Source organism: Streptomyces sp. NPDC059455, from assembly GCF_042750115.1.
In the GTDB taxonomy this organism is placed as follows: domain Bacteria; phylum Actinomycetota; class Actinomycetes; order Streptomycetales; family Streptomycetaceae; genus Streptomyces; species Streptomyces endocoffeicus.
This window is the reverse complement of record NZ_JBHYVB010000011.1, coordinates 1-15,559: the sequence shown is the minus strand read 5'-3', so window position 1 is coordinate 15,559 and position 15,559 is coordinate 1. Positions and strand designations below refer to the sequence as shown.

Here is a 15,559-nt window from a genome sequence, read left to right as displayed (position 1 = left end):
GGGGCTCTGCCCCGAGCCCCGAAACGGGTTCTGCCCCAGACTCCGAAACGGGCCTTGCCCCAGACCCCGGAATCCGGGCTCCGCCCCTTCCCGCCGCATCGGTATGCGGCTGCGCCGCGTGGCAGGGGCTTGGCCCCCGGGCCACGGGGTCCAGGGGCGGAGCCCCTGGTTACGGGAAGGGGCGGGGAGGGGAAAGATCCGCCGCACGGCGCGACCCGTGGCGCGAGGCAGCGAGGGTGTCCGACCCGGCTCGTAAAGTGATGCGCATGAATATCTGCGTCTTCTGCTCCGCCGCCGACCTCGACGACCGTTACACCGCCCCCGCCCGCGAGTTCGCCGAGCTGATCGGCAAGGGCGGGCACACGCTGGTCTGGGGCGGGTCCGACGTCGGGTTGATGAAGGTGATGGCGGACGGGGTGCAGGAGCACGGGGGGCGGCTGGTCGGGATCTCGGTGGAGTTCCTCGCCGCCAAGGCCCGGGAGAACGCCGACGAGATGGTGATCGCCAAGGACCTCGCCGAGCGCAAGGCGCAGCTGCTCGCCCGCGCCGACGCCGTCGTGATCATGGTCGGCGGCACCGGGACGCTGGACGAGGCCACCGAGATCCTGGAACTGAAGAAGCACGGACTGCACATCAAGCCGGTGGTGCTGCTCAACGCGGCGGGGTTCTACGACGGCCTGAAGCAGCAGTTCCAGCGGATGGAGGAGGAGGGGTTCCTGCCCCGGCCGCTGAGCGAGCTGGTCTTCTTCGCGGAGAACGGGGTGGAGGCCATGACGTATCTGGAGTCCGTCTGACGCGGGTGCCGCTGGAGGCATGCATCCGCTGAATGCCCTCTACCGAAGCGCGAGAGCAAGGCGACACACTGTGCGCCGGAGATCAGCGGTGTCCGGAGGCAGACGTGAGCATGGCAGCGGTGCCGTGGGGCCTGACGCGTATGAGGCCCTACCCCGAAGCAGTGGTCCTTCCCGCTGCGGAGGTCGTCCTCGACTCGGAGACGCAGACCGGTCGATGGGTCGGCTCGGACGGTCTGGGCATGCCCTTTACGAGCAAGCACAAGAGGTCCGAGACGAGCAAGGAAACCCAGACCAAGACAAGCCTGGACGGTAACCCGGATCAAGGCAGTGACCAGGAAGGCGACACGGATTGACTCCGGCCGCCCCCATCCTCGTTGTCTCACAGGCGGATGATGCAACCGCCGATTCCGTAATCGAGGAACTGAACCGGCGCCGCGTCCCGGTCGTACGCATGGACCCGGGCGACTTCCCCACGGACCTCTGCGTCGCGGCCCACCTGGACAACGACGGGTTGCGGGGGAACGCGCGGACGCGAACTCGGGTCACCGACCTTGGTCGGGTCCGATCCGTGTACTGGCGCCGACCGCGCCCCTATGCAGGTCCCCCCGGACTGGGAGACCAGGACGCCCGCTGGTGCCGGGAAGAGGCTCGCTACGGTCTCGGGGGTATCCTCGCTTCCCTCCCTGGCGCGTACTACGTGAATCACCCGTGGCGGAACCGGGACGCGGAGCACAAGCCCGCCCAGCTCGCCACTGCGGCGCGTTGCGGCTTTGATATCCCGCCGACTCTCCTCACGAACGTCGAGACCGCCGTCAGGGAGTTCGCCCGCGACCACGGCTCAGTCATCTACAAGCCACTGCGCAGCACGGACTACCAGGGTGCCGATGGCCGGGCACTGACGGTTTGGGTCGAAGAAGTCGATCCCGCCGACCTGAACGCCGACGTCGGCCAGACCATGCACCTGTTCCAGAAACGTGTGCAATCCGTCGCTGATCTACGGGTGACCGCCGTGGGCGAGAAGATCTTCGCGGTCCGGATCGAGGGTTCGCCCGGCCTGGACTGGCGGCGCCATTACGACGCCCTGTCGTACTCGCTCATCGATGCGCCGCCGGAATTGGCCAAGAGCGTGCGCCAGTATCTGGACGCGTTCGGGCTCGTCTTCGGAGCCTTCGATTTCGGCGTGGACCGGGATGGCCGAATCTGGCTGTACGAGTGCAACCCAAACGGTCAATATGCGTGGTTCCCTGAATCGATCACAGACAAGATCATCACCGCCGTCGCCGACCAGCTCCAGCACGCAGGAGAACCCCGTGCCCGCTGACCCCGCCGCGCTCCGCCTCGCCCTGGCCGAGGAGATTGCCGCCGCCAATCCCGCCCTTGACCCCGGATGGCGCGCCGCCGTCGCCGCTGTCCCCCGCGAGTTGTTCCTCGGCGCCGCGGCTTTCCGCCCCACCGGCAGCGGATGGGAACCCGTGCACCGGGCCGAGGTCGGGGAGGACGAGTGGCTGCGGATGGTCTACTCCGACCGGACGTGGGTCACCCAGGTCCAGGAGAAAGACGCCGCCGACGCCACGGGCCCCGTTTCCGGCAGCCCCACGTCCTCGGCGACTCTCCCCTCCCTTGTGGTACGTACCGCCCAGGTTGCGGAACTGCGCCCCGGTCAGAAGGTTCTCGAAGTGGGCACCGGCACCGGCTACTCCACCGCCGTCCTGTGCCACCGGCTCGGGGCGGGGAACGTCGTCAGCATCGAGTACGACTCCACCCTCGCCACAAGTGCCGCCGTGCACCTGAGCGAGGCCGGGTGCAGCCCGACTCTCGCGGTCGGAGACGGTCTCAAAGGGTGCAAGGAGCACGCCGACTACGACGCGATCATCGCCACCTGCTCCGTACGGTCCATCCCGCACTCGTGGTTCTGGCAATTGAACGACGGCGGAACGATCACCACCACTATCTCCGGCTGGATGCTCGCCGCCGGAATGATCCGTCTCGCCCTCGACGACGAGGGAACCGCCCATGGACGGTTCACCAGCGACACAATCACCTATATGTTGGCCCGCCCCCACGAGCGGCCCCCGTCCCCATCCTTCTTCCGACTGGACGGTGACAACCGTCGTACACGTCTGGACCCCGGGCTCCTCGAGGACTGGGCAGGACGGTTCGTCGCCCAACTCGCGGCACCCTCTGCCGAGCTGATGACCACCACCTCCGGCATCATCCTGCGCGACGTAGCGACAGGCTCACAGGCGTGGACCGAACCCGACAGTGAGGGGTGGACGGTGCACCAACACGGACCGCTCCGCCTCTGGGACCAAGTGGAACAGGCTCTTCTCCAATGGCGGAAAGCGGGAGGGCCGGACCTGACGCAGTTCGGGATGACCGCCACGCCCTTCGAACAGACCGTATGGATCGGCTCACCGAAGGGTCCGAATTGGCGGCTCCCCGTCTGACCGTCGCACACTCCGACGGCAACGTGTTAGTTCGGCAACCGGTCAAAGTGTCCGTGCTTGACGCCGAAGATGAACGTGCGGAGCGCGACCCTGTCGGTATGGAGAACGGCGCCGGGTTCCAAACTCTCCCGGATGGCTATGCCACTGTCGTCGGCGGCGACCTCTATGCAGTTGTTGCCGCCGCCGCCGCAGAAGGACGACCGCTGCCAGGTGTACTCGTGCACTGACGGCTCCTCTCACATCTCACGGGCGATGGAGCGGATGAGCTTCTGCGACTCGTCGGCGGGAAGCGCGGAACCCTCCATCAGGTCCAGCAGTGCACGATAGTTGGCGATTGGAGTGGGGGAGTCAACGAAGTGGGGGCCGTACGCCGAGTCCAGTTGAACTGTGTCGAGCTGAGGGACGGCCCCCTCTGCGTAGAGGACGGACTGTCCGGCGCCGTGAAAGCTGCCCGCGCTGAACGGAATGACCAGCAGTGTGATGTTGTCGCGGCTGGCAGAGTCGGCCAGGTACTCAAGCTGCGACCGAGCCACTTCTGGCCCGCCGAACTGCATGCGCAGCGCCGCCTCGTGGATGATGCCAACGTACGGGGTGGGATGCTCTCGGTCGAAGATGCCTTGACGGGCGAGACGGTGCGCGACGCGTAGCTCGATCTCCAGACGCGGCAGTTTGGGGACCACGAGATCGAAGAGCGCCCGTGCATGATCTTCGGTCTGCAACAGTCCCGGAAGGTGCACCGTCTGTGCCGTACGGATGCGTGTGGCGTAGTTCTCGATCTCAGAGATGTCCAGGAACCCGTCCGGTAGCTTTCCCTTGTATTCCTGCCACCAGTGGTCGTTCCGACGGCTTCCTGTCATCGATGCCAACGCACTGACGAGTGCTTCATCGGCGCATCCGTAGTTGCAGGCCAGTTGGCGGACCCGTTCTTCGCTCAGTCTCGTCCGCGCCGCCTCCACGTTGGAGATCATTGTCCGGTCGGCGCCGAGCATGGCGGCGGCTTGTTGGATGGAGATCCCTGCCTGTTCGCGCATGCGTCGGAGTTCTGTCGCGAGGCGGCGCTGACCGCAAGTCGGAGCGCTTCTTGGTGACATGGGTCCTCTTTCTGTTACGCGGGGTCAGTCTGGCAGGGGTGCCAAGGGGCGGCCTAGTGAGTCAAGTGCAGATTCACTCGTTTGTGTTTGCCGACTCATAAGTTACTCACGATGCTCTACGTTTGTGAGGCAAGCCACTCGCTTCTCGCTCCAACGAGCGGGTGGCGGCGACCACGAACACACCCTCGTACCGCGATCGAAAGCCCCGCACCGGAGGTGCCGCGTGACCCCGTTTCCGCCACCGCTGCTGTTCACCGAGCCCTGGGAGTACGAACTCCGCTTCCCCCGTGACCCGCGCGGCCCGGGGATCGTCCGGGCCACCCTGCGCGCCGTGCTGACCGCGCACGGCCTGCGTGAACTCATCGAGCGGGCCGCGTTGTTAACGTCCGAGCTGACCACCAACTCCGTCCGCTATTCCGACAACTGGGCCTCCGTACGCCTGCTCTGGATGCACCCCGTCCTCCGGATCAGCGTCACGGACACCAACCCCGAACTGCCCGAGCCACTGAAGCCGTCGGCGGAGTCGGTGTCGACCGAGTTGGAGAAGGGGCGCGGCCTGTTCATCCTCGACGTCCTCGCCGACCGCTGGGGCGGCTGTGCCATCGGAGAAGAGCCGTTCGGTCTCGGCGGCAAGACGCTGTGGTTCGAGTTGTACTGCGGTGGGCCGCCGCCGGCACCGGTTCCGGCCCTCGCCGCCTGATCCTCCGGAGCGCCGGACTCCCGCGCCGCACCACCCTGGCCCCGTTACAGTGAGCGCCGCGCCCGTTACAGGATGGGAGCGCCCGGCGGGAAGTCCGCGCGGGTTTCGGGCATGGGATCGCGCCAAGCCCGGACCGTCGGCGGGGCGCGTCCGGCGGTGAGGCAAGCTGGGGAGCATGGGAACGCATCTGATCACTGGGGCAGGCTCGGGCATCGGCGCGGCGGTCACCGAGCGGCTGGCCGAGCGCGGCGACGAGCTGTGGCTGCTCGCGCGGGACGCCGGGCGGGCGAAGGAGCTGACGGAGCGGTTCCCGGGGGTGCGGACGGTCGTCGGCGACCTGGCCGACCCGGACCGGCTGTCCTGGGCGCTGGGCCATCAGACGCTGCCCGACCGGCTGGACTCGCTGCTGCACATCGCCGGAGTGGTCGACCTGGGCGAGGTCGGTGAGCTGACCCCGAAGGCGTGGAACCGCCAGCTCGCCGCCAACCTCGTGGCGCCCGCCGAGCTGACCCGGCTGCTGCTGCCGCAGCTGCGGCTCGCCCAGGGGCATGTCGTCTTCGTCAACTCCGGCGCCGGGCTGCGCGCCAACGCCCAGTGGGCCGCGTACGCCGCCAGCAAGCACGGGCTCAAGGCGTTGGCCGACGCGCTGCGCTGGGAGGAGAGCGGCAACGGCGTCCGGGTGACCACGGTCTACCCGGGGCGCACGGCCACCCCGATGCAGGTGAAGGTGCACCAGCAGGAGGGCAAGGAGTACGACGCGGAGCGCTGGATCGCGCCCGAGACCGTGGCGACGACCATCCTGACCGCGCTCGACCTGCCGCACGACGCCGAGATCACCGACCTCCAGGTCCGCCCACGCGGCTGAGCAGCCATCCTCGGCGGCGGGGCAGTCACCTCCCTGGGCCGCATGAGGCGCCCCGAAGGGGCGCGGGGAACGGCGCGCCCAGCCACAATGGTGCCGCAAACGACCAGACGGCATTTCCGGGCACTCCCAGCGGAGCGCTTACGCTTCGCTGGTGAGCGAGAAGAGCACCAAAACCCACCACCCATGGCCCCCCGGAACCGCAAGCGGCGTCGGATCGATGCCGGGCGGCGACGCGCGGGAGGCCGCGAAGACCGTCACCGGTTCGCTGGAGGCCCTGCCGTACCTTCCGGAGCTGCCCGCGCGCGGGCCCGGCGCGGACATGATCGGGCGCACCGCCGGAATGCTGAGCGAGCTGTACGCGCACGTCGAGCCCAGCGGCTGGCGGATCAGCGACCGGCCGGGCCGGGACACCCGGCGGGCCCGCTCCTGGCTGGGCGAGGACCTGGACGCGCTGGAGGAGTTCACCCAGGGGCACCAGGGCGCGCTCAAGGTGTCGGCCGTCGGGCCCTGGACCCTGGCCGCCTCCCTCGAACTGCGCGGCGGCGAGGCCGCGCTGAGCGACCCGGGCGCCTGCCGGGACCTCACGGCCTCGCTCGCCGAGGGCGTGCGCGCCCATCTGGCGGAGGTGCGCCGCCGGGTGCCGGGCGCCGAGGTGGTGCTCCAGCTGGACGAGCCGTCGCTGACGTCGGTGCTGCGCGGGAGCGTCCGTACGGCGAGCGGCTACCGCACCCACGGGGCCGTGGACCGGGGCGTGGTCGAGGGCGCGCTGCGGACCCTGGTGGAGGCGGCCGACGGGCCGGTGGTGGTGCACTCGTGCGCGCCGGCCGTGCCGTTCGGGCTGCTGCGGCGCGCGGGCGTCGCGGGGATCTCCTTCGATCTGTCGCTGCTCACGGAGGGTGAGGAGGAGGCGGTCGGGGAAGCCGTGGAAGGCGGTACGGCACTCCTCCTCGGCGCGGTACCCGGCACGGACACCCCATTGTCGGACCCTGCCGGTAGCGTCAGGGGTGTCAGGACGCTGTGGCGCAGGCTGGGGCTGGCACCGGCGACTCTCGCGGAGTCGGTGGTGGTCACCCCGTCGTGCGGGCTCGCGGGCGCCTCGCCCGGGTACGCCCGCGCCGCGCTGGCCCACTGCGTCCGGGCGGCGAGATCGCTCGCGGACAACCCTGAGTAACGGGAGGACGACACGGTGGCCGGCGAACAGCAGTCGAAGGTCCCCGCCGAGGTGCGGGAGAGGCACGCCAGGCTCGCTGAGCAGATCGAGGAGCACCGCTTCCGGTACTACGTGAAGGACGCGCCGGTCGTCAGTGACGCCGAGTTCGACAAGCTCATGCGCGAGCTGGAGGCGCTGGAGGAGGAGCATCCCACGCTCCGTACGCCGGACTCGCCGACCCAGAAGGTCGCGGGGGCGTACGAGACGGAGTTCACCGAGGTCGAGCACCGAGAGCGGATGCTCAGCCTGGACAACGCCTTCGACGACGAGGAGCTGGCCGGCTGGGCGGACCGCATCGCCAAGGAGCTGGGCAGCGGTTCGTACCACTTCCTGTGCGAGCTGAAGGTGGACGGCCTCGCGGTCAACCTCACCTATGAGCAAGGGCGGCTGACCCGCGCCGCGACCCGTGGCGACGGCCGCACCGGCGAGGACATCACGCCCAATGTGCGGACGATCGCCAAGATCCCCAACCGGCTGACGGGCGACCGCGTTCCGGCGCTGGTGGAGGTGCGCGGCGAAGTCTTCCTGCCCCGTGAGCGGTTCGAGGAGCTGAACGCCGGGCTGGTGGAGGCGGGCAAGCCGCCCTTCGCCAACCCCCGGAACGCGGCGGCGGGTTCGCTGCGCCAGAAGGACCCGAAGATCACCGCGTCCCGGCCGCTGGACATGGTGGTGCACGGCATCGGGGCGCGCGAGGGCTTCGACATCGACCGGCTGTCGCAGGCGTACGAGCTGCTGCACGAGTGGGGGCTGCCCACCGCCGCCCACTTCTCGGTGGTGGACTCGATCGAGGGCGTGCGCGAGTACATCGCGTACTACGGGGACAGCGAGCACCGGCACTCGGTGGAGCACGAGATCGACGGCGCGGTCGTCAAGCTGGACGAGATCCCGCTGCAGGGGCGGCTGGGCTCCACCTCGCGGGCGCCGCGCTGGGCGATCGCCTGGAAGTTCCCGCCCGAGGAGGTCAACACCAAGCTGGTGGACATCCGGGTGGGCGTGGGGCGCACGGGGCGGGTGACGCCTTATGCGGTGGTCGAGCCGATCACCGTCGCGGGCTCGGAGGTCGAATTCGCGACGCTGCACAACCAGGATGTGGTCAAGGCCAAAGGCGTGCTGATCGGTGACACCGTGGTGCTGCGCAAAGCGGGCGATGTCATTCCGGAAATCCTGGGTCCGGTCGTCGATCTGCGGGACGGCAGCGAGCGGGAATTCGTGATGCCGGCCACCTGCCCCGAGTGCGATACGCCGCTCCAGCCCGCCAAGGAGGGCGATGTCGATCTGCGGTGTCCCAACAGCCGGTCCTGCCCGGCGCAGCTGCGCGAGCGGATTTTCTATCTCGCCGGGCGGAAATCCCTGGACATCGAGAACCTCGGCTATGTCGCCGCGGCCGCCCTCACCCAGCCACTGGAACCCGCCGAACCGCCACTGAAGGACGAGGGCGATCTGTTCGACCTGAAGATCGAACAACTGCTGCCCATTCGGTCGCATGTACTGGACCCGGACAGCGGACTGCCCAAGCGTGATCCGGAGACCGGCGAGGAGAAGGTCGTCACCTTCTTCGCCACCCAGAAGGGCGAGGCGAAGAAGAACGCCCTGGCGATGCTGGCCAATATCGAGGCGGCCAAGGAGCGCCCGCTGGCCCGGATCATCACCGGCCTTTCGATCCGTCATGTCGGCCCCGTGGCCGCCACCGCGCTGGCCCGGGAATTCCGCTCGCTGGACCGGATCGCCGAGGCGGACGAGGAGGAGCTGGCGGCCGTGGAGGGGGTCGGGCCCACCATCGCCGCCTCGCTCAAGGAGTGGTTCGCGGTCGACTGGCACCGCGAGATCCTCGAGAAATGGCGGCGCGCCGGGGTCCGGATGGAGGAGGAGGGCGGCGAGGACGAAGGCCCCCGTCCGCTGGCGGGTCTCACCGTCGTCGTCACCGGAACGCTGCAGTCGTACACCCGGGATGGGGCCAAGGAGGCGCTGCAGAGCCGTGGTGCCAAAGTCACCGGATCGGTTTCGAAAAAGACCGATTTCGTGGTAGTCGGCGACAATCCGGGCTCGAAGTACGACAAGGCCATGCAAGTGAAGGTTCCCGTGCTCGACGAGGACGGATTTGGCGTCCTGCTCGAACAGGGTCCCGACGCGGCGAGAGAGGTCGCGTTGACGCCCCCGGAAGAGTCCGGGGAACAGCCCGAGGAAGAGTCCGGGGAAGAGTCCGCGGAGTAGCACGGACGGCCGGTGGAGCGGCGGTTGGAGTAGCCACTGGAGTAGCCGCTCCACCCATCCGGCGCAGTGCTCCGGCCATCTTGTCCGCTCAATGGGTCCAAACCTGGCCGGATTACGACTGGGAGCACTTCCCGGGTACAGCCGGCGGGCATCACCCTTACAGCGCATAGCAGAAGGTCATGGATCGTCGGGCGGCATTCGGGGAACCGTCGCCGATCGCTGCCCGTCTTCCCCTTCTGCCGCCTACTGTTGAGGTGCGCGCCCGCCGTGGCGCTGGCACCGCCGGCTGTGAGAGGGACGGGTATGAAACCGACCGAAAGCGCCGCCCCGGCGTCGCGGCTGCGCCGGGCGGTGCTGCCCGCGCTGCCGGCCGCTGCGGTCGCCATGGCGGCTTTCGCACTCGGTATCGGAGTGTTCCGAGTGCTCGACGCGGGCAATGCGCTCTTTCCCGACGGAACCGTGGGCTGGTCGCTCGCCGTGCTCACCGGAATCATCGTCGGCCATCTGGTCGCCCTCGGCCGTGACCGCTGGTGGGGCGGCACCGGCTCCGGGGCCGCGTTAACCCTGGCGGCGCTGCTGCTCTACGGCTGGATTCCGGCCGTGCTGGTCAGCCTCGCCGTGGTCGTCCTGGTCGGCGCCGCCCGCCGGCACCGATGGCGGCAGGCCGCCCTGCACGGCGCGGTCGACATCCTCGGCGTGGGCGCGGCCGCCCTCACCCTCGCCGCCTTCGGCACCACCCCCTCCGTCGAACACCCCTGGCGCACCGAAACCTGGCAGGTGTCCGCCATCCCCCAGACGGCCCTGGCCGCCTTCGTCTATCTCGCGGTGACCCGCGCCCTGCTGTGGTGCTCCCTCGCCCCGCCCGGCGCCGGACTGCCCACCGTCGCCCGCACCGCCCTCTTCCGGCAGGCCCTCGTCGGCATCGCGCTCCTCGGCATCGCCCCGCTCATCGTGGTCGTCGCCGGGGACACCCCGCTGCTGCTCCCGCTGTTCGCGGTGCCGCTGGTCGCCCTGGACTCCACGCTGTGGATCGCCCGGGTCCGCGCCGAGGAGCAGCTGCGCGACCCGCTCACCGGGCTGCCCAACCGGCAGTGGCTGCTGGAGCGCACCTGGACCGCGCTGGACGAGGCCGAGCGGGCCGGCACCCGGACCGCGCTGGTGCTGCTGGACCTCGACCGCTTCCGTTCGGTCAACGACACCCTGGGCCATCTGGCCGGTGACCGGCTGCTGCTCCAGATCGCCGAGCGGCTGCGGCTCGCCCTGCCGCGCGGGGCGGAGGTGGCCCGGCTCGGCGGCGACGAGTTCGCGGTGCTGCTGCCCACCACCGACTCGCTCACCAGCGCCCAGCGCAGCGCCCGCGTCCTCGTCGGCGACCTCGGCTCCCCGCTCGACCTGGACGGGCTGACGCTGGTACTCGAGGCCAGCGCGGGCGTCGCCGTCTACCCCGACCACGCCCTGGACGCCGAGGGGCTGCTGCGCCGCGCCGACGTCGCGATGTACCAGGCCAAGCGGGACCGCAGCGGAGTCGAGCTGTACGAGGCGCGGCGGGACGGCAACACCCCCGACCGGCTCGGTCTGCTCGGCGATCTGCGGCGCGCCCTGGACGCGGGCGACGTCGAGCTGCACTACCAGCCCAAGGTCGGCTTCGACGGACATGTGGCGGGCCTGGAGGCCCTGGTGCGCTGGGTGCACCCGGACCGGGGGAAGGTGCCGCCGGACGAGTTCATCTCCATGGCCGAGAGCTCGGGGCTGATGCCCCGGCTGACCGAGTACGTCCTGGAGACGGCCCTGGGCCAGGTCGCGCGGTGGCGCGCCGACGGCCTCGAGGTGCCCGTCGCCGTCAACGTCTCGCCGCGCGATGTCCACACCCCCGGCTTCGCGGGCGCGGTCGCCGGGCGGCTGGCCCGGCACGGGGTCCCGGCGGGCGCCCTGCAGCTGGAGATAACCGAGCACGTCCTGCTGGAGGACCCGCAGCGGGCCGCCGATACCCTGGCCGGGCTCACCGGGCACGGGGTGAAGATGTCGCTCGACGACTTCGGGACGGGGTATTCGTCGCTGGTCCATCTGCGGCGGCTGCCGGTGAGCGAGCTCAAGATCGACCGTTCCTTCGTGGCCCGGCTGGCCGTGGACAACGAGGACGCGGAGATCGTCCGCTGTACGGTCGACCTCGCCCACTCGCTGGGCCTGCTCGTGGTCGCGGAGGGCGTCGAGGACGACGAGACCTGGGAGCGGCTGCGGGATCTGGGCTGCGACGCGGTCCAGGGCTGGCTGGTGGCCGCGGCGATGCCGCCGGACGAGATGACGGCGTGGCTGCGGGCGCGGGGTGAGGGTGGCTGGCACCGCGAGACGGCGGAGCCGTCGAGTAAGGAAGCCACTCCCGCGGACGAGGACGCGGATCAGCCGGTGACGTAGCCGGTTGTGGGCAATCGTTCCGCGAGGGGGCACCTCCCAGCGGTAGCGGGGGGAGGAACGGGTGGGCACAACCGGGCCACCGGGCCGCACCCGGCGATGAGACCTCAGGGTGCACAACGCTGGTGCGCCAAAGCCTTTCGCGCCGGGCGCGGCCGGAGCCATAGGATTGGGGCCGAAACACTCCACACACACCCTGAGGATCGCTGCATGCCTGGCATCACGCGCGAGGAGGTCGCCCACCTCGCCCGGCTGGCGCGTCTGGAGCTGAAGGCCGAAGAGCTAGACCACTTCGCCGGACAGCTCGACGACATCATCGGCGCGGTCGCCCGCGTCTCCGAGGTCGCCGACCAAGACGTTCCGCCGACCTCTCACCCGCTGCCGTTGACCAACGTCATGCGCCCGGACGAGGTCCGTCCGTCCCTGACCCCGCAGCAGGCGCTGGCCTGCGCCCCGGCCCAGGAGCAGCAGCGTTTCAAGGTGCCGCAGATCCTGGGGGAGGAGTGACCACCGTGACCGACCTGACCAGGCTCACCGCGGCCGAGATCGCCGCCAGGATCGCCTCCGGCGAGGTCACCGCCGTCGAGGTGACCGAGGCGCACCTGGCCCGTATCGAGGCCGTCGACGAGAAGGTGCACGCGTTCCTGCACGTGGACCGCGAGGGGGCGCTCGCCCAGGCGCGCGCCGTCGACGCGAAGCGGGAGCGCGGTGCGGAGCTGGGGCCGCTGGCCGGTGTTCCGCTCGCGCTCAAGGACATCTTCACCACCAAGGGGATCCCGACCACGGTCGGTTCCAAGATCCTCGACGGGTGGATCCCGCCGTACGACGCGACCGTCACCCAGCGGCTGCGGGACGCGGACGTGATCGTCCTCGGCAAGACCAACATGGACGAGTTCGCCATGGGGTCCTCGACCGAGAACAGCGCCTTCGGCCACACCGGCAACCCCTGGGACCTCACCCGGGTCCCCGGCGGCTCCGGCGGCGGCTCGTCCGCCTCGCTGGCCTCCTTCCAGGCCCCGCTCGCCATCGGCACCGACACCGGCGGCTCGATCCGCCAGCCCGCCGCCGTCACCGGCACGGTCGGGGTCAAGCCGACGTACGGCGGGGTCTCCCGCTACGGCATGGTGGCGTTCTCGTCCTCGCTCGACCAGGGCGGCCCCTGCGCCCGCACCGTGCTGGACGCGGCGCTGCTGCACGAGGTCATCGCCGGACACGACCCGATGGACTCGACCTCCATCGACGAGCCGGTCCCTGCCGTCGTCGAGGCCGCCCGCAACGGAAGCGTGCGGGGCATGCGGATCGGCGTCGTCAAGGAGTTCGCGGGCGAGGGCTACCAGGCCGGCGTCATGCAGCGCTTCAACGAGTCGGTGGAGCTGCTGCGGGAGCTGGGCGCCGAGATCGAGGAGATCTCCTGTCCGTCCTTCGACAAGGCGCTGGCCGCGTACTACCTGATCGCCCCGTCCGAGTGCTCGTCCAACCTGGCCCGCTTCGACGCCATGCGCTACGGCCTGCGGGTGGGCGACGACGGCACCAAGTCCGCCGAGGACGTCACCGCGCTCACCCGTGCGGAGGGCTTCGGCGCCGAGGTCAAGCGCCGGATCATGCTCGGCACCTACGCGCTCAGCTCCGGCTACTACGACGCGTACTACGGCTCCGCGCAGAAGGTCCGCACGCTGATCAAGCGTGACTTCGAGAAGGCGTTCGAGCGGGTCGACGTGCTGATCTCGCCGACCACCCCGACCACCGCCTTCCCGATCGGCGAGCGCGCCGACGACCCGATGGCGATGTATCTGGCCGACCTCTGCACGATTCCCACCAACCTCGCGGGGAACGCGGCCATGTCACTGCCCTGCGGTCTGGCACCGGAGGACGGTCTGCCGGTCGGACTGCAGATCATCGCCCCCGCCATGGCCGACGACCGGCTCTACAAGGTCGGTGCCGCGGTCGAGGCCGCGCTCATCGACAAGTGGGGCCACCCGCTGATCGAGGAGGCACCGTCCCTATGAGAGCGATCAAGAAGGCGAAGGGCTTCAAGAAGTCCAGGCCCGGCACCTACCTGTCCATCGCGACCTCGCTGTTCGGCGCGGTCAGTGTGGCGAAGCAGGCCAAGAAGGCCCGATTCGAGAACGACAAGCTACAGCTGGCCGACGCGGTGGTCTCGGCCGCCGCCATCGTCACCGGCGTCGCCCTGCTCATCCGCGAGCTCAAGCGCATGGGCGACGACGACGTCCTCGCGGACTGAGAGGTTAGTTTTTCCGTGACCGTCACTGAACTGGTGTCGTACGAGGACGCCCTCGCCACCTATGACCCCGTGATGGGGCTCGAGGTGCACGTCGAGCTCGGCACCAAGACCAAGATGTTCTGCGGGTGCTCCACGGCGCTGGGCGCCGAGCCCAATACGCAGACCTGCCCCACCTGCCTCGGCCTGCCCGGCTCGCTCCCGGTGGTCAACGCCACCGGTGTCGAGTCCGCCATCAAGATCGGACTCGCGCTCAACTGCGAGATCGCCGAATGGTGCCGCTTCGCCCGGAAGAACTACTTCTATCCGGACATGCCGAAGAACTTCCAGACGTCGCAGTACGACGAGCCGATCGCCTTCAACGGCTATCTGGACGTCGACGTCGACGGTGAGGTCTTCCGCGTCGAGATCGAGCGCGCCCATATGGAGGAGGACACCGGCAAGTCCACCCACGTGGGTGGCGCGACCGGCCGCATCCACGGCGCCCAGCACTCCCTCCTGGACTACAACCGGGCCGGGATCCCGCTGATCGAGATCGTCACCAAGCCGATCGTCGGCGCCGGGGAGAAGGCCCCGGAGGTCGCCAAGGCGTATGTGACCGAGCTGCGCGAGCTCATCAAGTCGCTCGGGGTCTCCGAGGCGCGCATGGAGATGGGCCAGATGCGCTGCGATGTGAACCTGTCGCTGCGCCCGCAGGGCGTCGAGAAGTTCGGCACCCGCTCCGAGACCAAGAACGTCAACTCGCTGCGGTCGGTCGAGCGCGCGGTCCGCTTCGAGGTCCAGCGCCATGCCGCGGTGCTGAACGACGGCGGCACGATCATCCAGGAGACCCGCCACTTCCACGAGGAGGACGGCTCCACGACCTCCGGCCGGGTCAAGGAGGAGGCCGAGGACTACCGCTACTTCCCCGAGCCCGACCTGGTGCCGGTCGCCCCCGCCCGGACATGGGTGGAGGAGCTGCGCGGCGGGCTTCCGGAGCTGCCGCGGGTGCGCCGCAACCGGCTGCGCGAGGACTGGGGCCTGTCCCGGCACGAGATGCAGTCGGTGCTCAACGCGGGCGCGATCGACCTGATCACGGCCACGATGGACGAGGGCGCCCCGGCCGACCAGGCACGTAAGTGGTGGATGGGCGAGCTGGCCCGCCGTGCCAACGAGGACGGCGTGGAGCTCACGGCACTGCCGATCACCCCGGCGCAGGTCGCCCGGGTGTGCGCGCTGGTCAAGGAGGGTTCGCTCAACGACAAGCTGGCCCGCCAGACCATCGAGGGCGTCCTCGCGGGCGAGGGCGACCCGGACCAGGTCGTCACCAAGCGCGGGCTGAAGGTCGTCTCGGACGAGGGTGCGCTGGGCACCGCCGTGGACGAGGCGATCGCGGCCAACGCGGCCATCGCCGACAAGATCCGCGGCGGCAAGGTCGCGGCGGCGGGTGCGCTGGTCGGCGCGGTCATGAAGGCCACCCGCGGCCAGGCGGACGCGGCGCGGGTGCGCGAGCTGATCCTGGAGAAGCTGGGCGTCGAGGGCTGACCGGCTCGGCGTACGTCCCTGTGTGACGGGGGGGGGGGCGGGGGGGTGGACGCCCCGCCCCGCGCGCGG

The 15,559-nt window shown here is 69.8% G+C and carries 15 protein-coding genes; 13 read left to right on the top strand and 2 right to left on the bottom strand.

Going from position 1 to position 15,559, the window contains the following annotated elements:
* Nucleotides 1-266: 266 nt before the first annotated feature.
* From ACFXB5_RS05680 to tgmC, 4 genes are all read left to right on the top strand, one after another.
* On the top strand, nt 267-794 hold the full coding sequence (locus ACFXB5_RS05680; RefSeq protein ID WP_198270836.1) for a TIGR00730 family Rossman fold protein: 528 nt from the start codon (nt 267-269) through the stop codon (nt 792-794).
* 110 nt (nt 795-904) lie between these two features.
* Entirely contained in the window at nt 905-1,147 is a 243-nt protein-coding gene (tgmA, locus tag ACFXB5_RS05675) for a putative ATP-grasp-modified RiPP (RefSeq protein WP_385202938.1), read from the top strand.
* Complete coding sequence (tgmB, locus tag ACFXB5_RS05670; RefSeq protein WP_385202771.1) at nt 1,144-2,115, top strand: ATP-grasp ribosomal peptide maturase; 972 nt, start codon at nt 1,144-1,146, stop codon at nt 2,113-2,115. The genes tgmA and tgmB overlap by 4 nt, the downstream gene beginning before the upstream one ends.
* Entirely contained in the window at nt 2,105-3,241 is a 1,137-nt protein-coding gene (gene tgmC / locus ACFXB5_RS05665; RefSeq protein ID WP_385202768.1) for an ATP-grasp peptide maturase system methyltransferase, read from the top strand. The genes tgmB and tgmC overlap by 11 nt, the downstream gene beginning before the upstream one ends.
* A gap of 26 nt (nt 3,242-3,267) precedes the next feature.
* Here the strand turns inward: tgmC and ACFXB5_RS05660 are convergent, their stop codons facing one another.
* Both ACFXB5_RS05660 and ACFXB5_RS05655 read right to left on the bottom strand, forming a co-directional pair.
* Nucleotides 3,268-3,465 carry a DUF397 domain-containing protein gene (locus tag ACFXB5_RS05660; RefSeq protein ID WP_385202766.1) on the bottom strand — a complete coding sequence of 66 codons (198 nt, stop codon included), beginning with the start codon at nt 3,463-3,465 and terminating at the stop codon, nt 3,268-3,270.
* Nucleotides 3,466-3,477: 12 nt separating this feature from the next.
* Nucleotides 3,478-4,332, bottom strand: coding sequence for a helix-turn-helix transcriptional regulator (locus ACFXB5_RS05655; RefSeq protein ID WP_201851008.1), 855 nt, complete (start codon nt 4,330-4,332; stop codon nt 3,478-3,480).
* Nucleotides 4,333-4,555: 223 nt separating this feature from the next.
* Between ACFXB5_RS05655 and ACFXB5_RS05650 the strand changes: the two genes are divergently transcribed.
* The 9 genes from ACFXB5_RS05650 (at nt 4,556) to gatB (ending at nt 15,490) form a co-directional block, all read left to right on the top strand.
* Complete coding sequence (locus ACFXB5_RS05650) at nt 4,556-5,032, top strand: ATP-binding protein (protein WP_385202763.1); 477 nt, start codon at nt 4,556-4,558, stop codon at nt 5,030-5,032.
* 175 nt (nt 5,033-5,207) lie between these two features.
* Entirely contained in the window at nt 5,208-5,897 is a 690-nt protein-coding gene (locus ACFXB5_RS05645; protein WP_385202760.1) for an SDR family oxidoreductase, read from the top strand.
* Nucleotides 5,898-6,048: 151 nt separating this feature from the next.
* The gene (locus tag ACFXB5_RS05640; protein WP_385202759.1) at nt 6,049-7,068 is read left to right on the top strand and encodes a methionine synthase; all 1,020 of its coding nucleotides are present in this window, start codon (nt 6,049-6,051) and stop codon (nt 7,066-7,068) included.
* A gap of 15 nt (nt 7,069-7,083) precedes the next feature.
* Nucleotides 7,084-9,318 carry an NAD-dependent DNA ligase LigA gene (gene ligA / locus ACFXB5_RS05635; RefSeq protein WP_385202757.1) on the top strand — a complete coding sequence of 745 codons (2,235 nt, stop codon included), beginning with the start codon at nt 7,084-7,086 and terminating at the stop codon, nt 9,316-9,318.
* A 303-nt stretch (nt 9,319-9,621) separates the two neighbouring features.
* A complete protein-coding gene (locus ACFXB5_RS05630) occupies nt 9,622-11,730 on the top strand; it encodes a putative bifunctional diguanylate cyclase/phosphodiesterase (protein ID WP_385202754.1) in 2,109 nt (702 codons plus the stop codon).
* A 207-nt stretch (nt 11,731-11,937) separates the two neighbouring features.
* Complete coding sequence (gatC, locus tag ACFXB5_RS05625; RefSeq protein ID WP_020868242.1) at nt 11,938-12,234, top strand: Asp-tRNA(Asn)/Glu-tRNA(Gln) amidotransferase subunit GatC; 297 nt, start codon at nt 11,938-11,940, stop codon at nt 12,232-12,234.
* Between the two features lie 5 nt (nt 12,235-12,239).
* Nucleotides 12,240-13,733: an Asp-tRNA(Asn)/Glu-tRNA(Gln) amidotransferase subunit GatA gene (gene gatA, locus ACFXB5_RS05620; protein WP_385202751.1), complete on the top strand. Its 1,494-nt coding sequence runs from the start codon at nt 12,240-12,242 to the stop codon at nt 13,731-13,733.
* Nucleotides 13,730-13,969 carry a hypothetical protein gene (locus ACFXB5_RS05615; RefSeq protein ID WP_385202749.1) on the top strand — a complete coding sequence of 80 codons (240 nt, stop codon included), beginning with the start codon at nt 13,730-13,732 and terminating at the stop codon, nt 13,967-13,969. Before gatA ends, ACFXB5_RS05615 begins: the two co-directional genes overlap by 4 nt.
* Before the next feature lie 15 nt (nt 13,970-13,984).
* Nucleotides 13,985-15,490, top strand: coding sequence for an Asp-tRNA(Asn)/Glu-tRNA(Gln) amidotransferase subunit GatB (gene gatB / locus ACFXB5_RS05610; RefSeq protein WP_385202747.1), 1,506 nt, complete (start codon nt 13,985-13,987; stop codon nt 15,488-15,490).
* Nucleotides 15,491-15,559: the final 69 nt, after the last annotated feature.

Coding starts and splice junctions, on each gene's coding strand:
- ACFXB5_RS05680 (WP_198270836.1), top strand. CDS start 267: ATGAATATCTGCGTCTTCTGCTCCGCCGCCGACCTCGACGACCGTTAC.
- tgmA (WP_385202938.1), top strand. CDS start 905: ATGGCAGCGGTGCCGTGGGGCCTGACGCGTATGAGGCCCTACCCCGAA.
- ACFXB5_RS05655 (WP_201851008.1), bottom strand. CDS start 4,332: ATGTCACCAAGAAGCGCTCCGACTTGCGGTCAGCGCCGCCTCGCGACA.
- ACFXB5_RS05645 (WP_385202760.1), top strand. CDS start 5,208: ATGGGAACGCATCTGATCACTGGGGCAGGCTCGGGCATCGGCGCGGCG.
- ACFXB5_RS05630 (WP_385202754.1), top strand. CDS start 9,622: ATGAAACCGACCGAAAGCGCCGCCCCGGCGTCGCGGCTGCGCCGGGCG.
- gatC (WP_020868242.1), top strand. CDS start 11,938: ATGCCTGGCATCACGCGCGAGGAGGTCGCCCACCTCGCCCGGCTGGCG.
- ACFXB5_RS05615 (WP_385202749.1), top strand. CDS start 13,730: ATGAGAGCGATCAAGAAGGCGAAGGGCTTCAAGAAGTCCAGGCCCGGC.